The organism is Streptomyces sp. NPDC097640 (assembly GCF_040302705.1).
Taxonomy (GTDB): Bacteria; Actinomycetota; Actinomycetes; order Streptomycetales; family Streptomycetaceae; genus Streptomyces.
Genome location: NZ_JBEOSB010000006.1, coordinates 212,193 through 224,638 on the forward strand (window position 1 = coordinate 212,193; position 12,446 = coordinate 224,638).

General features: G+C 74.8%; 12 protein-coding genes. 9 read left to right on the forward strand and 3 right to left on the reverse strand.

Features of this window, described 5'->3' with window-relative positions:
• The first annotated feature begins 152 nt into the window (after nucleotides 1–152).
• Both ABTY62_RS11595 and ABTY62_RS11600 read left to right on the forward strand, forming a co-directional pair.
• Nucleotides 153–1,379: a beta-ketoacyl-[acyl-carrier-protein] synthase family protein gene (locus ABTY62_RS11595; RefSeq protein ID WP_352129227.1), complete on the forward strand. Its 1,227-nt coding sequence runs from the start codon at nucleotides 153–155 to the stop codon at nucleotides 1,377–1,379.
• A 102-nt stretch (nucleotides 1,380–1,481) separates the two neighbouring features.
• A complete protein-coding gene (locus ABTY62_RS11600; protein ID WP_352129228.1) occupies nucleotides 1,482–2,570 on the forward strand; it encodes a pyridoxal-phosphate dependent enzyme in 1,089 nt (362 codons plus the stop codon).
• Nucleotides 2,571–2,866: 296 nt separating this feature from the next.
• Here the strand turns inward: ABTY62_RS11600 and ABTY62_RS11605 are convergent, their stop codons facing one another.
• Nucleotides 2,867–4,909 (reverse strand): FUSC family protein, encoded by a 2,043-nt coding sequence (locus ABTY62_RS11605; RefSeq protein ID WP_352129229.1) that lies wholly within the window; start codon nucleotides 4,907–4,909, stop codon nucleotides 2,867–2,869.
• Nucleotides 4,910–5,062: 153 nt separating this feature from the next.
• On the reverse strand, nucleotides 5,063–5,644 hold the full coding sequence (locus tag ABTY62_RS11610) for a histidine phosphatase family protein (protein ID WP_352129230.1): 582 nt from the start codon (nucleotides 5,642–5,644) through the stop codon (nucleotides 5,063–5,065).
• Nucleotides 5,645–5,774: 130 nt separating this feature from the next.
• Here ABTY62_RS11610 and ABTY62_RS11615 point away from each other — a divergent pair, with 130 nt between their 5' ends.
• The 5 genes from ABTY62_RS11615 to ABTY62_RS11635 all read left to right on the forward strand — a co-directional run bounded on the left by ABTY62_RS11615 (nucleotide 5,775) and on the right by ABTY62_RS11635 (nucleotide 9,644).
• Nucleotides 5,775–6,746 (forward strand): GlxA family transcriptional regulator, encoded by a 972-nt coding sequence (locus ABTY62_RS11615; protein ID WP_352129231.1) that lies wholly within the window; start codon nucleotides 5,775–5,777, stop codon nucleotides 6,744–6,746.
• Nucleotides 6,743–7,354: a DJ-1/PfpI family protein gene (locus tag ABTY62_RS11620; protein WP_352129232.1), complete on the forward strand. Its 612-nt coding sequence runs from the start codon at nucleotides 6,743–6,745 to the stop codon at nucleotides 7,352–7,354. Before ABTY62_RS11615 ends, ABTY62_RS11620 begins: the two co-directional genes overlap by 4 nt.
• Before the next feature lie 159 nt (nucleotides 7,355–7,513).
• Nucleotides 7,514–7,789 (forward strand): hypothetical protein, encoded by a 276-nt coding sequence (locus tag ABTY62_RS11625; protein ID WP_352129233.1) that lies wholly within the window; start codon nucleotides 7,514–7,516, stop codon nucleotides 7,787–7,789.
• Entirely contained in the window at nucleotides 7,786–9,135 is a 1,350-nt protein-coding gene (locus ABTY62_RS11630; RefSeq protein WP_502997441.1) for an HAD-IC family P-type ATPase, read from the forward strand. Before ABTY62_RS11625 ends, ABTY62_RS11630 begins: the two co-directional genes overlap by 4 nt.
• Nucleotides 9,136–9,143: 8 nt before the next feature.
• A complete protein-coding gene (locus tag ABTY62_RS11635) occupies nucleotides 9,144–9,644 on the forward strand; it encodes a copper chaperone PCu(A)C (protein ID WP_352129234.1) in 501 nt (166 codons plus the stop codon).
• Nucleotides 9,645–9,717: 73 nt separating this feature from the next.
• Here ABTY62_RS11635 and ABTY62_RS11640 read toward each other — a convergent pair whose 3' ends face one another.
• Nucleotides 9,718–10,320 (reverse strand): superoxide dismutase, encoded by a 603-nt coding sequence (locus ABTY62_RS11640; protein WP_352129235.1) that lies wholly within the window; start codon nucleotides 10,318–10,320, stop codon nucleotides 9,718–9,720.
• Between the two features lie 351 nt (nucleotides 10,321–10,671).
• Between ABTY62_RS11640 and ABTY62_RS11645 the strand changes: the two genes are divergently transcribed.
• A complete protein-coding gene (locus tag ABTY62_RS11645) occupies nucleotides 10,672–11,163 on the forward strand; it encodes a cation:proton antiporter regulatory subunit (protein WP_311725705.1) in 492 nt (163 codons plus the stop codon).
• A 3-nt stretch (nucleotides 11,164–11,166) separates the two neighbouring features.
• The gene (locus ABTY62_RS11650) at nucleotides 11,167–12,426 is read left to right on the forward strand and encodes a cation:proton antiporter (RefSeq protein WP_352129236.1); all 1,260 of its coding nucleotides are present in this window, start codon (nucleotides 11,167–11,169) and stop codon (nucleotides 12,424–12,426) included.
• Nucleotides 12,427–12,446: the final 20 nt, after the last annotated feature.

Sequence of the window (12,446 nt, forward strand, 5' to 3'; positions counted from 1 at the left end):
AATAGCGGAGCCCTACAAAACCCGGACCCCGGCCTGCTGGGATTGCGCCATCTGCCCGGCCGTGAGCCCCCTGACAGAGTGGCCGACAAGTGATCTCCTCCCGCGAACTTCCACGCGGGAGTCGTGTGTCCACTACACGGGGGTAGATTTCGATGAGCGCTGACACCGAACAGGTGGTGGTCACCGGTCTCGGGGCCACCACACCGCTCGGCGGCGATGTGGCCTCGACCTGGTCCGGGATGCTGAGCGGGAGATCCGGGATCCGCCGAATCGAGGAGGCGTGGGCGACCGACGCCCCCGTGCGGATCGCGGGCCAGCTGGCGGTCGAGCCGACCGAGGTCCTGGACCGGGTGCAGGCCCGGCGCATGGACCGCTGCCAGCAGATCGCGCTGATCGCCGCCCGCGAGGCCTGGGCCGACGCGGGCGCCCCCGATGTCGAGCCGGAGCGGCTGGCCGTGGCCATCGGCACGGGCACCGGGGGCACGCTGACCATGCTCCGCCAGAGCGACATCATGGAGTCCACCGGGATGCGGCGGATGTCCCCGCACTCCGTCCCGATGCTGATGGCGAACGGTCCCGCCGCCCTGGTCAGCATCGAACTCGGCGCGCGCGGCGGCGCCCACGCCCCGGTCAGCGCCTGCGCCTCGGGGGCCGAGGCGATCGCCATGGGCTTAGACCTGATCCGCCTCGGCCGCGCCGACGTGGTCGTCGCGGGCGGCACCGAGGCCTGCGTCAACCCGCTGGTGCTGGCCGGGTTCGCCCAGGCCCGAGCCCACTCCACGCGCAACGACGAGCCCGAGCGGGCGTCCCGGCCCTTCGACGTCGACCGCGACGGCTTCGTCATCGGCGAGGGCGCTGCCGTGGTCGTCCTGGAGCGCGCCGAGTTCGCCGCCGCCCGGGCGGCCCGCACCCACGCGACGCTCGCCGGGGCCGGGGTCACCTCGGACGCCCACCACATCACCGCCGCGCACCCGGAGGGTCAAGTCCGCGCCATGCGCATGGCGCTGGCCTCCGCGAAGCTGACCCCGCTCGCGATCGAGCTCATCCACGCCCACGCCACCTCCACACCGATGGGCGACCTCGTCGAGGCCGAGTCGATCGCCGAGGCGATCGGCATCCACCCGTCCGTGACCGCGACCAAGTCCATGACCGGCCACCTCTTCGGGGCTGCGGGGGCGGTCGGCGCGCTCGCCGCGATCCTCGCGGTGCGCGACGGGGTGATCCCCGCGACCCAGAACGTCGACGCCCTCGACCCGCAGGTGAAGCTCGACGTCGTCACGGGAGCGCCCCGGCGCGGAGCGTCGCCGACCGCCGCGCTCAGCAACTCCTTCGGATTCGGCGGCCACAACACCTCGCTCGTGTTCACTCCCGCGCCGTAGTCCGGCCACGGAGGGTGTCGGCGGGCATCCGGGACGGCCGGGAGCCGTCGGCCTCCTCCGGGCCGGGGCGCCGGGCTGCGGCCCTGGGTAGGGTCGGGGCCCATGACCTCGGACCACCCCAACGCCTGGGCGGCGGACGCGATCCGGCGCCTCCGCGCGGAGGGCCGCGCTCACGGCCCGACCCCGTTCCGGCCGCTTCCGCTGCCCGCGCTGCGGGACGTCCGGGTCTATCTCAAGGACGAGTCCGCACACCCCACCGGCAGCGTGAAACACCGCCTGGTGCGGGCCATGTTCCACGAGGCGATCGAGACCGGCCGGATCACCGCGGACACCACGGTGGTCGCCGCCACCGGCGGCGCGGTCGCCGTCGCGGGAGCCCACTTCGCGCGGCTGCTGGATCTGCCGTTCCTCGCCGTCGTACCGGCGAAGACCCCGGCGGACACCCTGGCCCGCGTCGAGCGGCAGGGCGGGCGGTGGCAGGTGGCAGAACAGCCGCCGGCCGCGGTGCAGGAGGAGGCCCGCGCGGTGGCCGAGCGGCTCGGCGGACACTTCCTCGACCACTTCACCGACGCCGAACCGGCCCTGGCCGCGAGCCGCGAACCGACGATCGCGGACGAGATCTTCACGCAGCTGCGCGAGGAGCCGTACCCGGTGCCCGCGTGGATCGTCACCGGCGCCGGCACCGGCGCCACCTCGGCCTCGATCGGACGCCATCTGCGCCACCACGGCCATCCGACCCGGCTGGCCGTGGTGGACCCGGAGAACTCCGCCTACTTCCCGGCGTGGGCGAGCGGCTGCCACGACTACGCCACCGGCATGCCCTCCCGGATCCCCGGCATCGGCCGCCCCCGCACCGAACCCGGGTTCCTGCCCACCGTGATCGACCTGGTGATCCCGGTTCCGGACGCCGCGTCCCTGGCCGCCCTGCGATGGCTGCACGACACGGCCGCCGTCCCGGCCGGCCCGGCGGCCGGGACCGGGCTGTGGGGCGTATGCCACCTGGTGGCGCGGATGCGCGAGTCGGGCGCGCGGGGCAGCGTGGTCGGCCTCGTCGGCGACCACGCCGAGCCGTACCGGAACACCCACCTGGACCCGGAGTGGGTACGCGCCCGGGGGCTCGACCCGGCGCCGTACGCGGGCGTCGTCGAGCGGTTCGCCACCACCGGGGAATGGCGGCCGCCGGCCGGTTAGGCCATGTCCGGCCGTCCCGGACCCGGCACTTCGCGGACACGGCCTGAGCCCTGTCTCCCCGATCTCTGTGACGGTGACGCCCCCGGCTACCGCTGGGAGGTACGCCCGCCAGCGGTAGCCTTGGGCGCGTGCCAGGCGTCGCGGGCCCGCAGGGATCGGGGAGACAGGGCCGAGTGTCCTGAGTCAGAAGTTCTCCGGTAGTTCCGCAAGCGGCGCTCCGCAGCACAACCGCAGCTGGTGACGACTGGCGCCAATGAGCGGCAACGCTGGATCTGCCAAAGAATCTCCGACTCAGGTCACTGGCGTGAACCGGCGAGCTGCCTGGCGCGGTGCAGGCCCGCGGTGACATCGGCGAGGGTCGCGCAGGGGACGCCGCCCAGCGGTGGCTGGGGGACGGTCACCGACGGTCCGGCGGGCAGCGGGAGATCGGCCGGCGGGCGACGGGCGGCGACCGCGTCGGCCAGGTCCGACAGGGCGGCCCGCAGCCCGTCCGCGAGGGCCGGCTCCGGGCGCGGCGCGCCGTGGTCCAGCCGGACCCCGCACGCCGTCGTCGCGTCCACGATCTCCTCGAGCGCCGCCACCACCGGGGCCCACGCCGCCAGGTCGCGCCCGAACGGCGGGTGTTCGGCGCCCGCCACCTCCACCGCGCGCCGGGCGTCCGCCAGCGCGCGGTACGCCTCGCGGCGCAGCCGCAGCCGTACCGCGTACGGCGCGTCGGCGTCCAGCACCCGGTCCAGGTGGTCGCGGGTGGCGCGGACCGCGAGCGACAGTCGTACGGACACCTGGGCGCGCGGGCCGCCGAGGCCGGGCAGCGCGCCCGCCGCCAGCACCACCGCGCAGGCCAGCAGCGTGTCCGTGAGCCGCGCGTACCCCGCGCCGCGGTCGCCGCCGAGGTACACCAGGGACAGCAGCAGTGGCGTGAGCACCGCCGTCTGGAGCGCGAAGTGGCGTACGGACACCGGGATCAGCGCCGAGCACACCGCGGCGACGGCCACCGGCCACACCCCGTCCGCCCCCGCGAGCGGGCCGAGCAGCGCGGCGAGCCCGCCGAAGACGGCCACGCCGACGGCGGTGCCGAACGCGCGGCTCACGGCCCGCGACACCAGCGGGCCCATGTCCGGCTTGACCAGGAAGGCGGCGGTGGCGGGGAGCCAGTACCAGTGTTCGCCCGGCAGCGACCGGGCCAGCGCGGTGGCGACGCCCACGCACAGCGCCACCCGGGCCGCGTACTCCCGGCCCGCCGGGCCGAGCGCCCGGCGCAGCCGCTGCCGGGGGCCGGGGCCGACCGCGCCGACCGCCGGGGCCGGTTCGCCGTCGAAGACACGGGCGGCCAGCAGCACCGCGCGGTGCGCGGCGAGGCCGCCGGCGGTGTGCGGCGCGGGCGCGGGGAGCGGGCCCGGCGGCCGGCCGGTGCGCACCGAGCGGGCCAGCAGCGCGGGGGTCCGCGCCACCCGGGCGGGCAGCGGCTCGCCCTCCCACAGCAGGGTCACCGCCGTCTCGCTCAACGCCCCGGCCACCGCCAGCAGATCGCGCAGCCGGCGCCGGCCGGCGTCGGGGCGGTGGAGCGGGACACGGTGTGCGTAGAGCGATTCGTAGGCGGCGTCGTACGCGGCGGTCAGCCGGCGCCGGCCCGCCTGGCCGCGCTCGGTGCCGACCGCCGCCATCAGGTCGGCGAGCGCGTCGTAGACGGCGGCCACCGCGACCCGCTCGTCGGGCAGGCCCGCCGCGGGGCGACCGTCGACAGGGGCTGTGGCGCCCCTGGGGGCACCTCCCAGCGGTAGCTGGGGGAGAACCGAGCCCCGAAATTGGGCGAGCAGCGGCAGCAGCCACGCCATGGCCAGCACCCACGCGGCGCCCGCGAGCAGCAGCCCGGCCCGGGCGGGCGGGGATTCGGGGGCGGGCATGCCCGCGCCGACCACGCACACCACCATCAGCTGGACCCCGGCCGAGGAGCACACCGGCCCGATCGCGCTGATCGCTCCGGACACCAGGCCGACCGCCGCGAGTGCGAGCGCGATCCAGGTGCCGAGCCCCAGCGTGCCCAGCCATGCCCCGGTGAGCATGCCGACGGCCCCGGCCAGGGCGGGCAGGCCGATGCGCACCAGGCGGGTGGCGCGGGTGGCGGGCCGGTCGTTGATGTGCGCGAACATCGCGCCGAGGCCCGCGGTCACCCCGGCGGAGGTCTGCCCCGCGGCCACTCCGGCCGCCAGCACGGGCCCCACGCCGAGCGCGCCGCGCGCCACCGCCGCCCAGGGCACGGGCCCGCGCAGCCCGCGAGCGCCGGGCAGCGGGTGGGTGAGCCAGCGGGGCAGTGCGGGCGAGGTGTGCGGGGTGCGCAACGGTGTCCTCCGGGCGGTCGGGCGGGGTGGCTTCCCTCGTCGTCGAGGACACGTCCCCTCGAACGTACGCGACCGATGGCGACATTCCGTAACCGCTGCGTTTCCGCTGTGTAGACCGCTGTGTGGACCGCTGTGCAGACCGCTGGGCGGGCCTTACAACTGCGCTTCGCGGTCCACGCACAGCCGCCACCGCCCGGCCCCGCCGATCAGCGTGACGGTGGACAGCGGGAGCACATCGACGTTCCAGTAGCAGTGCGGCGGCGCCTTCATCGCGTGGGTCACCGCGGCGCGGATCACACCCGCGTCGGCGACGGCGAGCATCGGGTCGTCGAATCCGGCGGGCCGGTTGTCCAGCCATCTGCCCACGCGGTTGATGAACGCCGACAGCGACTCTCCCCCGTGCGGCGCGCTGCCCGGGTCGGCGAGCCAGGCGTCGACCGCCTCGGGCTCGCGCTCCTTCACCTCCTCCAGGGTCCGGCCGCGCCAGTTGCCCATGTCGCAGTCGCGCAGGGAGGTTTGGGAGAGCGGCATGAATCCGAGGATGTCGCCGGTCTCCCGGCTGCGCGCCGACGGAGAGCAGTAGCGCAGCTCCGCGGCGGCCAGCGGAAGCAGCGAGGGCGCCACGCGCTCGACCTCGCGCCAGCCCGCCGGATCGAGCGGCCGGTCGTCATCGAAACGCTCGGCGAGCCGGGAGGAACTGCGGGCGGAGGCGATCAGCGTGAGCCGGAAGTTCATCCGGGCATGGTAGGCGGCACGGATCATGGTGGCGGCTGCCGAAAGCCCGTTCCGCCGTGTGGGAATGGGTGGCGCGATGTGTGGGGTGTGTGTCCTTGCCGCCATCCGGGACAGACCGCAGGGTGGAAGGGTGAACCAGCGACACATGGTCTTCGTGATCTACGAGGGGTTCCAGTCGCTCGACCTGGCCGGTCCGCTGGAGGTGTTCCAGCACGCCGGCCACCTCGCGGGTGGCTACTCCTGCCGGATCGTGGCGCCCCTCCCGGGCGCCGTGCGGTCGTCCAGCGGCCTGCCGGTGCACGCGGCGCACGGGGTGGCCGATCTCGACCCCGGCGGGATCGACACGCTGGTGGTGGCGGGCGGCCGCGGGGTGGACCGGGCCCGTCACGATCCGGCGCTGACCGGCTGGATCGCGTCGGCCGCGGCCGGCGCCCGGCGGGTCGCCTCGGTGTGCAGCGGGGTGTTCCTGCTGGCCGCCGCCGGGCTCGTGGACGGGCGGCGGGTCACCACCCACTGGGGCCGCGCGGAGCAACTGGCCCGGGAACACCCCGGGGTGCGGGTCGACTGCGATCCCATCTTCGTCCGGGACGGGAAGGTGTGGACCTCGGCGGGCGTGACCGCCGGGATGGATCTGGCGCTCGCCCTGGTGGAGGCGGATCTGGGGCGGGAGACGGCCCACACCGTGGCCCGGGAGCTGGTGTTGTTCCTGCGCCGCCCCGGCAGCCAGTCCCAGTTCGGCGTGGGGCTGTGGTCGGCGCAGCCGGCCACCGACTCGATCGGCGCCGCGGTCTCGGCGATCCACGCCGACCCGGGCGCCCGGCACACCGTCGCGGACCTGGCGGGGTGTGCCGGGCTGAGCACGCGCCATCTCCAGCGAAGGTTCGCCGCCGAGCTGGGCGTGCCGCCCGCGGTCTATGTGGAGCGGGTGCGGGTCGAAGCGGCGCAGCGCGCGCTCGTCGAGGGCGGCGACCCCGTCGAGGCCATCGCCCGGCGCTGCGGCTTCGGCACCGCCGAGACCCTGCGCCGCGCCTTTCACCGCCATGTCGGCGTCGCCCCGTCCGACTACCGGGACCGTTTCCGATCCACGAGGGAGTACACATGACCACCTACGGACTGCTGGTGTTCGAGGGAGTGGAGGAGCTCGACTTCGTCGGCCCCTGGGAGGTGTTCACCGCCTCGTCGATGCTGCGCGACCACGCCGACACCGCGCTGCTCATCGCCGAGCGGCCCGGCGCCGTCCGCTGCAACAAGGGCATGCGGGTGCTGCCGGACCACACGCTTGACGACCATCCGCCGCTGGACGTCCTGCTGGTGCCCGGGGGCATGGGCACCCGTCGCGAGGTGTCCAATCCGGCGGTCATCGACTGGATCCGCAAGACCTCCGCGCACACCGAGTGGACCACCGGCGTCTGCACCGGGGCGCTGCTGCTGCACGAGGCGGGCCCGGCGCGCGGTCGCCGGGTGGCCACCCACTACGGTTTCGAGGACGCGCTGGAGGCCCGCGGCGAGGTCACGGTGGTGCGCGACGCCCGCTATGTGGTCGACGGCGCCCTGGTCACCAGTCAGGGTGTCTCGGCCGGGATCGACATGGCGTTGTGGCTGGTCGGCCGCCTGCACGGCCGGGACCACGCGCGCGCGGTCCGCCGGTACATCCAGTACGAGCCGGCGCCGCCCTACCTCGCCGACGAGCCGCTCGGGTCTTCTGTCTGAACACCTCCTGATGTAGTCGGCCGGCGCGGGCGCCTGGTTCCCGCGCCGCACCGGGAGAAACCTCACGCGCCCCGCCCCCGTGCCACGGCGTCCGCACGGTGTTCCGGCGTGCCAGCATGACGGCGGCCGACCGGGCCGTGTGTTCTCGCAGGAGTGATGATGACGGACCGCCATCCCCCGTCCCCCGAAGGGCGCGTCGCCGTGCGGCGCCTCGCGCCGCCTCCCGCGCTGCTGGGCTTCCTGGTGCTGCTCGGGCTGCTGTTCGCGGCCTCCTACGCGGTGGGGGCGGCGGCCGGGCCGGTCGCCCCGTGGATGCGCCCGTCGAGCCCGTCCGGGACCGCCCCGGAGGACGGGGGCGGGGGCGGAGACGGGGACGGGGGCGGCGGCGGGGGCGGGATGCACGGCATGGCCGCGCGGCCGGGTGGCGGGCGGTGATCGCCGCGGCACCGCAGGTGGCGCCGTCGGCCGGGCTCGCGGTGCCGCCGCAGCGCCCGGGCCCTGAGGACGTGGCGGCCGACGTGGCGGAGCCGGAGCGCCGGCGGCTGCTGGTCGCCGCGGTGCTGGCGCTGCCCGTGCTGGTGCTCTCCGTGGTGCCGGGCGCGCAGTTCCGCAACTGGCAGTGGCTGTGCTTCGTACTCGCCGCGCCGCTGGCGGTGTGGGGCGCCTGGCCGTTCCACCGGCGCGCGCTGCGAGAGCCGACGGTCGCCTCGGACACTTTGGTGTCGCTCGCCGTCGTCGCGTCGTTCGTCTGGTCGGCGTACGCCCTGTTCCTGGGCGGGGCCGGGGAGCCCGGGACGCGGCTGCCCTTCGACCCGACGGCCACCGCCGGAGCCGGCGCGGCACGCCCGTGTCTCGACGCGGTGGCCGGGGTCGTGCTGTGTGCCCTCGCCGGGCGCTGTCTGGAGGCCAGGGCCGGGCGCGGTACGGCCTCGGCTCCGCTCCCGGCCGACGCGATGGCCCGGGCCTTGGTGCCGATGGTGGCGGCCGTGGCCGTGACGGTGCCGGGCTTCTGGCTCGGGGCGGGCGCCGAGCCACGGGCCGCGGTGGCCGCCGCCGTGGCGGTGCTGGTGGTGGCCGCCCCCTGCGCGCTGCTGGCGGCGGTCCCGGCGACGCTGCTGTCCGCCGCCCTGCGCGGCGCCCGGATCGGCGTTCGCGTCCGTCGGCCGCGGTCCCTGGATGCGCTGCGCGCCGTCGACACCGTCGTGCTGAACACCGTGCGGCGGCCCGGCGATTACCGGGCGGTGCGCCATCTGAAGCGGCTCGGGCTGCGGCCGGTGCTGGTCACCGGGGAGCGGGAGGAGGCGGCCCGGGCCGCCGCCGACCGGTTGGGCATCGCCGAGGTGCACTCCGGTGTCGGGCCGCGCGACAAGGCCGTCCTGGTGCGGGAGTTGCGGGAGCGGGGACACCGGGTGGCGGTGGTGGGCGAGGGCGCCGAGGACGCGGCGGCGCTGGCCGAGGCCGACCTGGGCATCGCGCTGGGGGACGGCGACCCGGTGGCCGTCGGGGCGGCCGATATGACGCTGCCGCGCGGGGACGTCGAGGCCGTCGTCGACGCGATCCGTCTCGCGCGGCGCACCGGGTACGTCCTCCGCGCCCAGCTGGTCTGGGTGCCGGGCTGCCAGGTGGTCGCCCTGGCGCCCGCCGCCGCCGGTTGGCTCAACCCGTCGGGCGCCGTCGTGGCGATGGCGGCCGGTGTCCTGCTCGCCGTCGCCGACGGCCTCGTCGCGTACGCCACCGGCCCGCGCCCGGCCCCGGCCGCCCGAAGGCTCACCCCATCATGAGGAACACCATGCGCCCCCTGCTTTCGCCCACCCGTCGCCGCCTGGCCGGCGCCGTCCGCGGCGCGCTGGCGCCGCTGGTGGCGAGCGCCGTCGCCCTCGGCGGGCTGACGGCCTGGACCGCCACCGGCGGGGCCGGTTCACCGGCCCGGCTCCGGATCACCGACGGCCGCGTCTGGCTGCCGTACGCCGGCAACGAGTTCACGGTGGCCTTCTTCCGGGTGCGCAACACCGGGGGCGCCGACGACCGGCTGGTGTCCGTGACCTCCCCGGTCACCGGCCGCGCCATGCTCTCCCGCACGGTGCGCAGGGGCGCCACGGAGTCCATGGCCATGGTCGACACGGCGGCCGTCCCCGCCCGCTCCGGGCTGACCATGTCGGCGGGCGGCCTCAAGGCGATGGTCAGGGTCTCCACGCCGCTGCGGCTGGGCGAGGAACTGCCGTTCGTGCTGCGGTTCCGCGACAGCGGCCGGGTCACGGCCACCGCCCGCGTGGTGCGACTCGGCGACTGAAGCAGGTGCCAGGGCTCGGCGAGCGGCCGTGCCGCGTACACCCGGGAGTCGAGGCGCCCGTCCGGGGTCCCGTTCAGACGCCCTTGGCGGCGGCGTACCGGGCCGCCACATCCTCCCAGTTGACGAGGTCCCAGAGCTTGGTGACGTAGTCCGGGCGGACGTTCTTGTACTGGAGGTAGTAGGCGTGCTCCCAGGCGTCGAACACCAGCAGCGGGACCGCGCCCTGGCCGACGTTGCCGTGGTGGTCGTAGACCTGCTCGACGATCAGGCGCTTGCCCAGCGGCTCCCAGGCGAGCACGCCCCAGCCGGAGCCCTGGACCGTGGTGGTGGCGGTGGTGAGCTGCTTCTTGAACGCCTCGAAGCCGCCGAGGTGTTCGTCGATGGCGTCGCCGAGCGCTCCGTCGGGGCGGTCGCCGCCGTCCCGGGACAGGTTCTGCCAGAAGATCGAGTGCAGAACGTGTCCGGACAGGTTGAACGCGAAGGTCTTCTCCAGCCCGACCAGGCCGCCGAACTGCTCCTTCTCCCGCGCCTCGGCGAGCTGCTCCAGGGTGTCGTTGGCGCCCTTGACGTAGGCCGCGTGGTGCTTGGCGTGGTGCAGCTCGAGGATCTGGCCGGTGATGGCCGGCTCCAGCGCGGCGTAGTCGTACGGCAGGTCGGGAAGCGAGTACGTGCCCATCAGGCAGAGCCCCTTTCGGCTTTCGACGGTGAGTGATCGTGCCGGGACCCACCCTAGAGCCTTATTGCGAATAGCTTGCAACAACTATACATATGCAGGAGCATGAAGGCGTGCGGAGCCGGCCCGTCAGCCTTCGCGATCGAGGCCCGTAGCCATCCGGGCGCATCCTTCCGAGGGGTGATCGTCTTCTCACCCGGCGACCGCCGGTATCCGGCCGGCTCCGCTCACAACCACCCCCCTTCCGCCCCGCTCATTACCAAGTCTTTGCCGTTCGATAGGGTGTACGGGGGACGTCACCGGCCAAAACCAGCCGCCGTGCGTCCACCACCAAGTGGCACACACGACGGAAGGATGGCCGTGGGAGCTCCGCGGATCAGCAGTACGCCGTTGCCCGGAATCGGTGTCCGTTACGACCTGACCACGCGAGAACACCAGCGCATGTCGGTGGTCGCGCATCGCGACGGCGGGCGGACGGTGAGCGCGTATCGCGAGGACGACCCTGACGAGTGCGCGTTGTCCGTGCGGCTCACGGCCAAGGAGACGGAGTCCCTCATCGGCGCGCTGATGCCGTCGCACCACAGCCCCGCGCTGCTGTCCACGACCGAGCTGGGCCTGGTGGCCGAGCGGGTCGAGCTGTCGTCGGTCTCGCACTGGAACGGGCGGGTGCTGGGCGAGACGCGGATGCGGACCGAGACCGGCGCCTCGATCGTGGCGGTGCTGCGCCGCGCGGAGGCGATCCCCTCCCCGGCGCCGGACTTCCGGCTGGCCGGCGGCGACACCCTGATCGTGATCGGCACCCGCGAAGGCGTGGAGACGGCCGCGACGATACTTGGGCGGGAGTGATCGATGCATTCCTCCGCTCTTTTCCTGATCGAGTTCGGGGCGGTCATCCTGGGCCTGGGCCTGCTGGGCCGGCTGGCCGGACGCCTTCAGTTCTCCCCCATCCCCCTCTATCTGCTGGCCGGGCTCGCCTTCGGCGAAGGCGGTCTGCTGCCGCTGGGCGCGAGTGAGGAGTTCGTGGCGATCGGCGCCGAGATCGGCGTGATCCTGCTGCTGCTCATGCTCGGGCTCGAGTACACCGCCAGTGACCTGGTCAGCAACCTCAAGACCCAGTACCCGGCCGGACTGGTCGACGCCACGCTCAACGCCCTGCCCGGCGCCGTCATGGCGCTGCTGATGGGCTGGGGCCCGGTGGCCGCGGTGGTGCTGGCCGGGGTCACCTGGATCTCCTCGTCCGGCGTCATCGCCAAGGTCCTGGGCGACCTGGGGCGCCTGGGCAACCGTGAGACACCGGTCATCCTGTCCATCCTGGTCCTCGAAGACCTGGCGATGGCCGTCTATCTGCCGATCATCACCGCCCTGCTGGCGGGGGTGAGCCTGGCGGCGGGGAGCGTCACCCTGGCCATCGCGCTCGGCGTGGCCGGTCTGGTGCTGTTCGTGGCCGTGCGCTACGGCCGGGTCATCTCGCGCTTCGTCTCCAGCGACGACCCGGAGAAGCTGCTGCTGGTGGTGCTGGGCCTGACCCTGCTGGTCGCCGGTATCGCCCAGCAGCTCCAGGTGTCGGCGGCCGTCGGGGCGTTCCTGGTGGGCATCGCGCTGTCCGGCGAGGTGGCCGAGGGCACGCACAACCTGCTCAGCCCGCTGCGGGACCTGTTCGCGGCCGTGTTCTTCGTCTTCTTCGGTCTGCACACCGACCCGGCGAGCATTCCGCCGGTGCTGCTGCCGGCCCTCGCGCTGGCCGTCGTCACCGCGGGTACGAAGATCGCCACCGGCTACTGGGCGGCGAAGCGCGCCGGGATCTCCGTCAAGGGCCGCTGGCGAGCGGGCGGCACCCTGGTGGCGCGCGGCGAGTTCTCCATCGTCATCGCCGGACTCGCCGTCACGGCGGGCATCGAGCCGGAGCTGGGGCCGCTGGCCACGGCCTATGTGCTGATCCTCGTGATCCTCGGCCCGCTCACCGCCCGCTACACCCAGCCGCTCGCCATGCGGCTGACCGGCCGCCGCAAGCCCGCCGAACCGGCCGCCCTCGCCGAGGCCGCTGAGGCCGCCGAGGGGCCGCGGGAGGCAGCGGAGCCGCGGGAGTCCGTGGACCAGCACGGCCCCTGACCTGCCCGCGGCCCGGCCGC

Bases quoted from the DNA above. Each gene is read 5' to 3' on its own strand.
- ABTY62_RS11595 (WP_352129227.1), top strand. From the start codon at position 153: ATGAGCGCTGACACCGAACAGGTGGTGGTCACCGGTCTCGGGGCCACC.
- ABTY62_RS11600 (WP_352129228.1), top strand. From the start codon at position 1,482: ATGACCTCGGACCACCCCAACGCCTGGGCGGCGGACGCGATCCGGCGC.
- ABTY62_RS11610 (WP_352129230.1), bottom strand. From the start codon at position 5,644: ATGAACTTCCGGCTCACGCTGATCGCCTCCGCCCGCAGTTCCTCCCGG.
- ABTY62_RS11620 (WP_352129232.1), top strand. From the start codon at position 6,743: ATGACCACCTACGGACTGCTGGTGTTCGAGGGAGTGGAGGAGCTCGAC.
- ABTY62_RS11625 (WP_352129233.1), top strand. From the start codon at position 7,514: ATGACGGACCGCCATCCCCCGTCCCCCGAAGGGCGCGTCGCCGTGCGG.
- ABTY62_RS11635 (WP_352129234.1), top strand. From the start codon at position 9,144: ATGCGCCCCCTGCTTTCGCCCACCCGTCGCCGCCTGGCCGGCGCCGTC.
- ABTY62_RS11640 (WP_352129235.1), bottom strand. From the start codon at position 10,320: ATGGGCACGTACTCGCTTCCCGACCTGCCGTACGACTACGCCGCGCTG.
- ABTY62_RS11645 (WP_311725705.1), top strand. From the start codon at position 10,672: ATGGCCGTGGGAGCTCCGCGGATCAGCAGTACGCCGTTGCCCGGAATC.
- ABTY62_RS11650 (WP_352129236.1), top strand. From the start codon at position 11,167: ATGCATTCCTCCGCTCTTTTCCTGATCGAGTTCGGGGCGGTCATCCTG.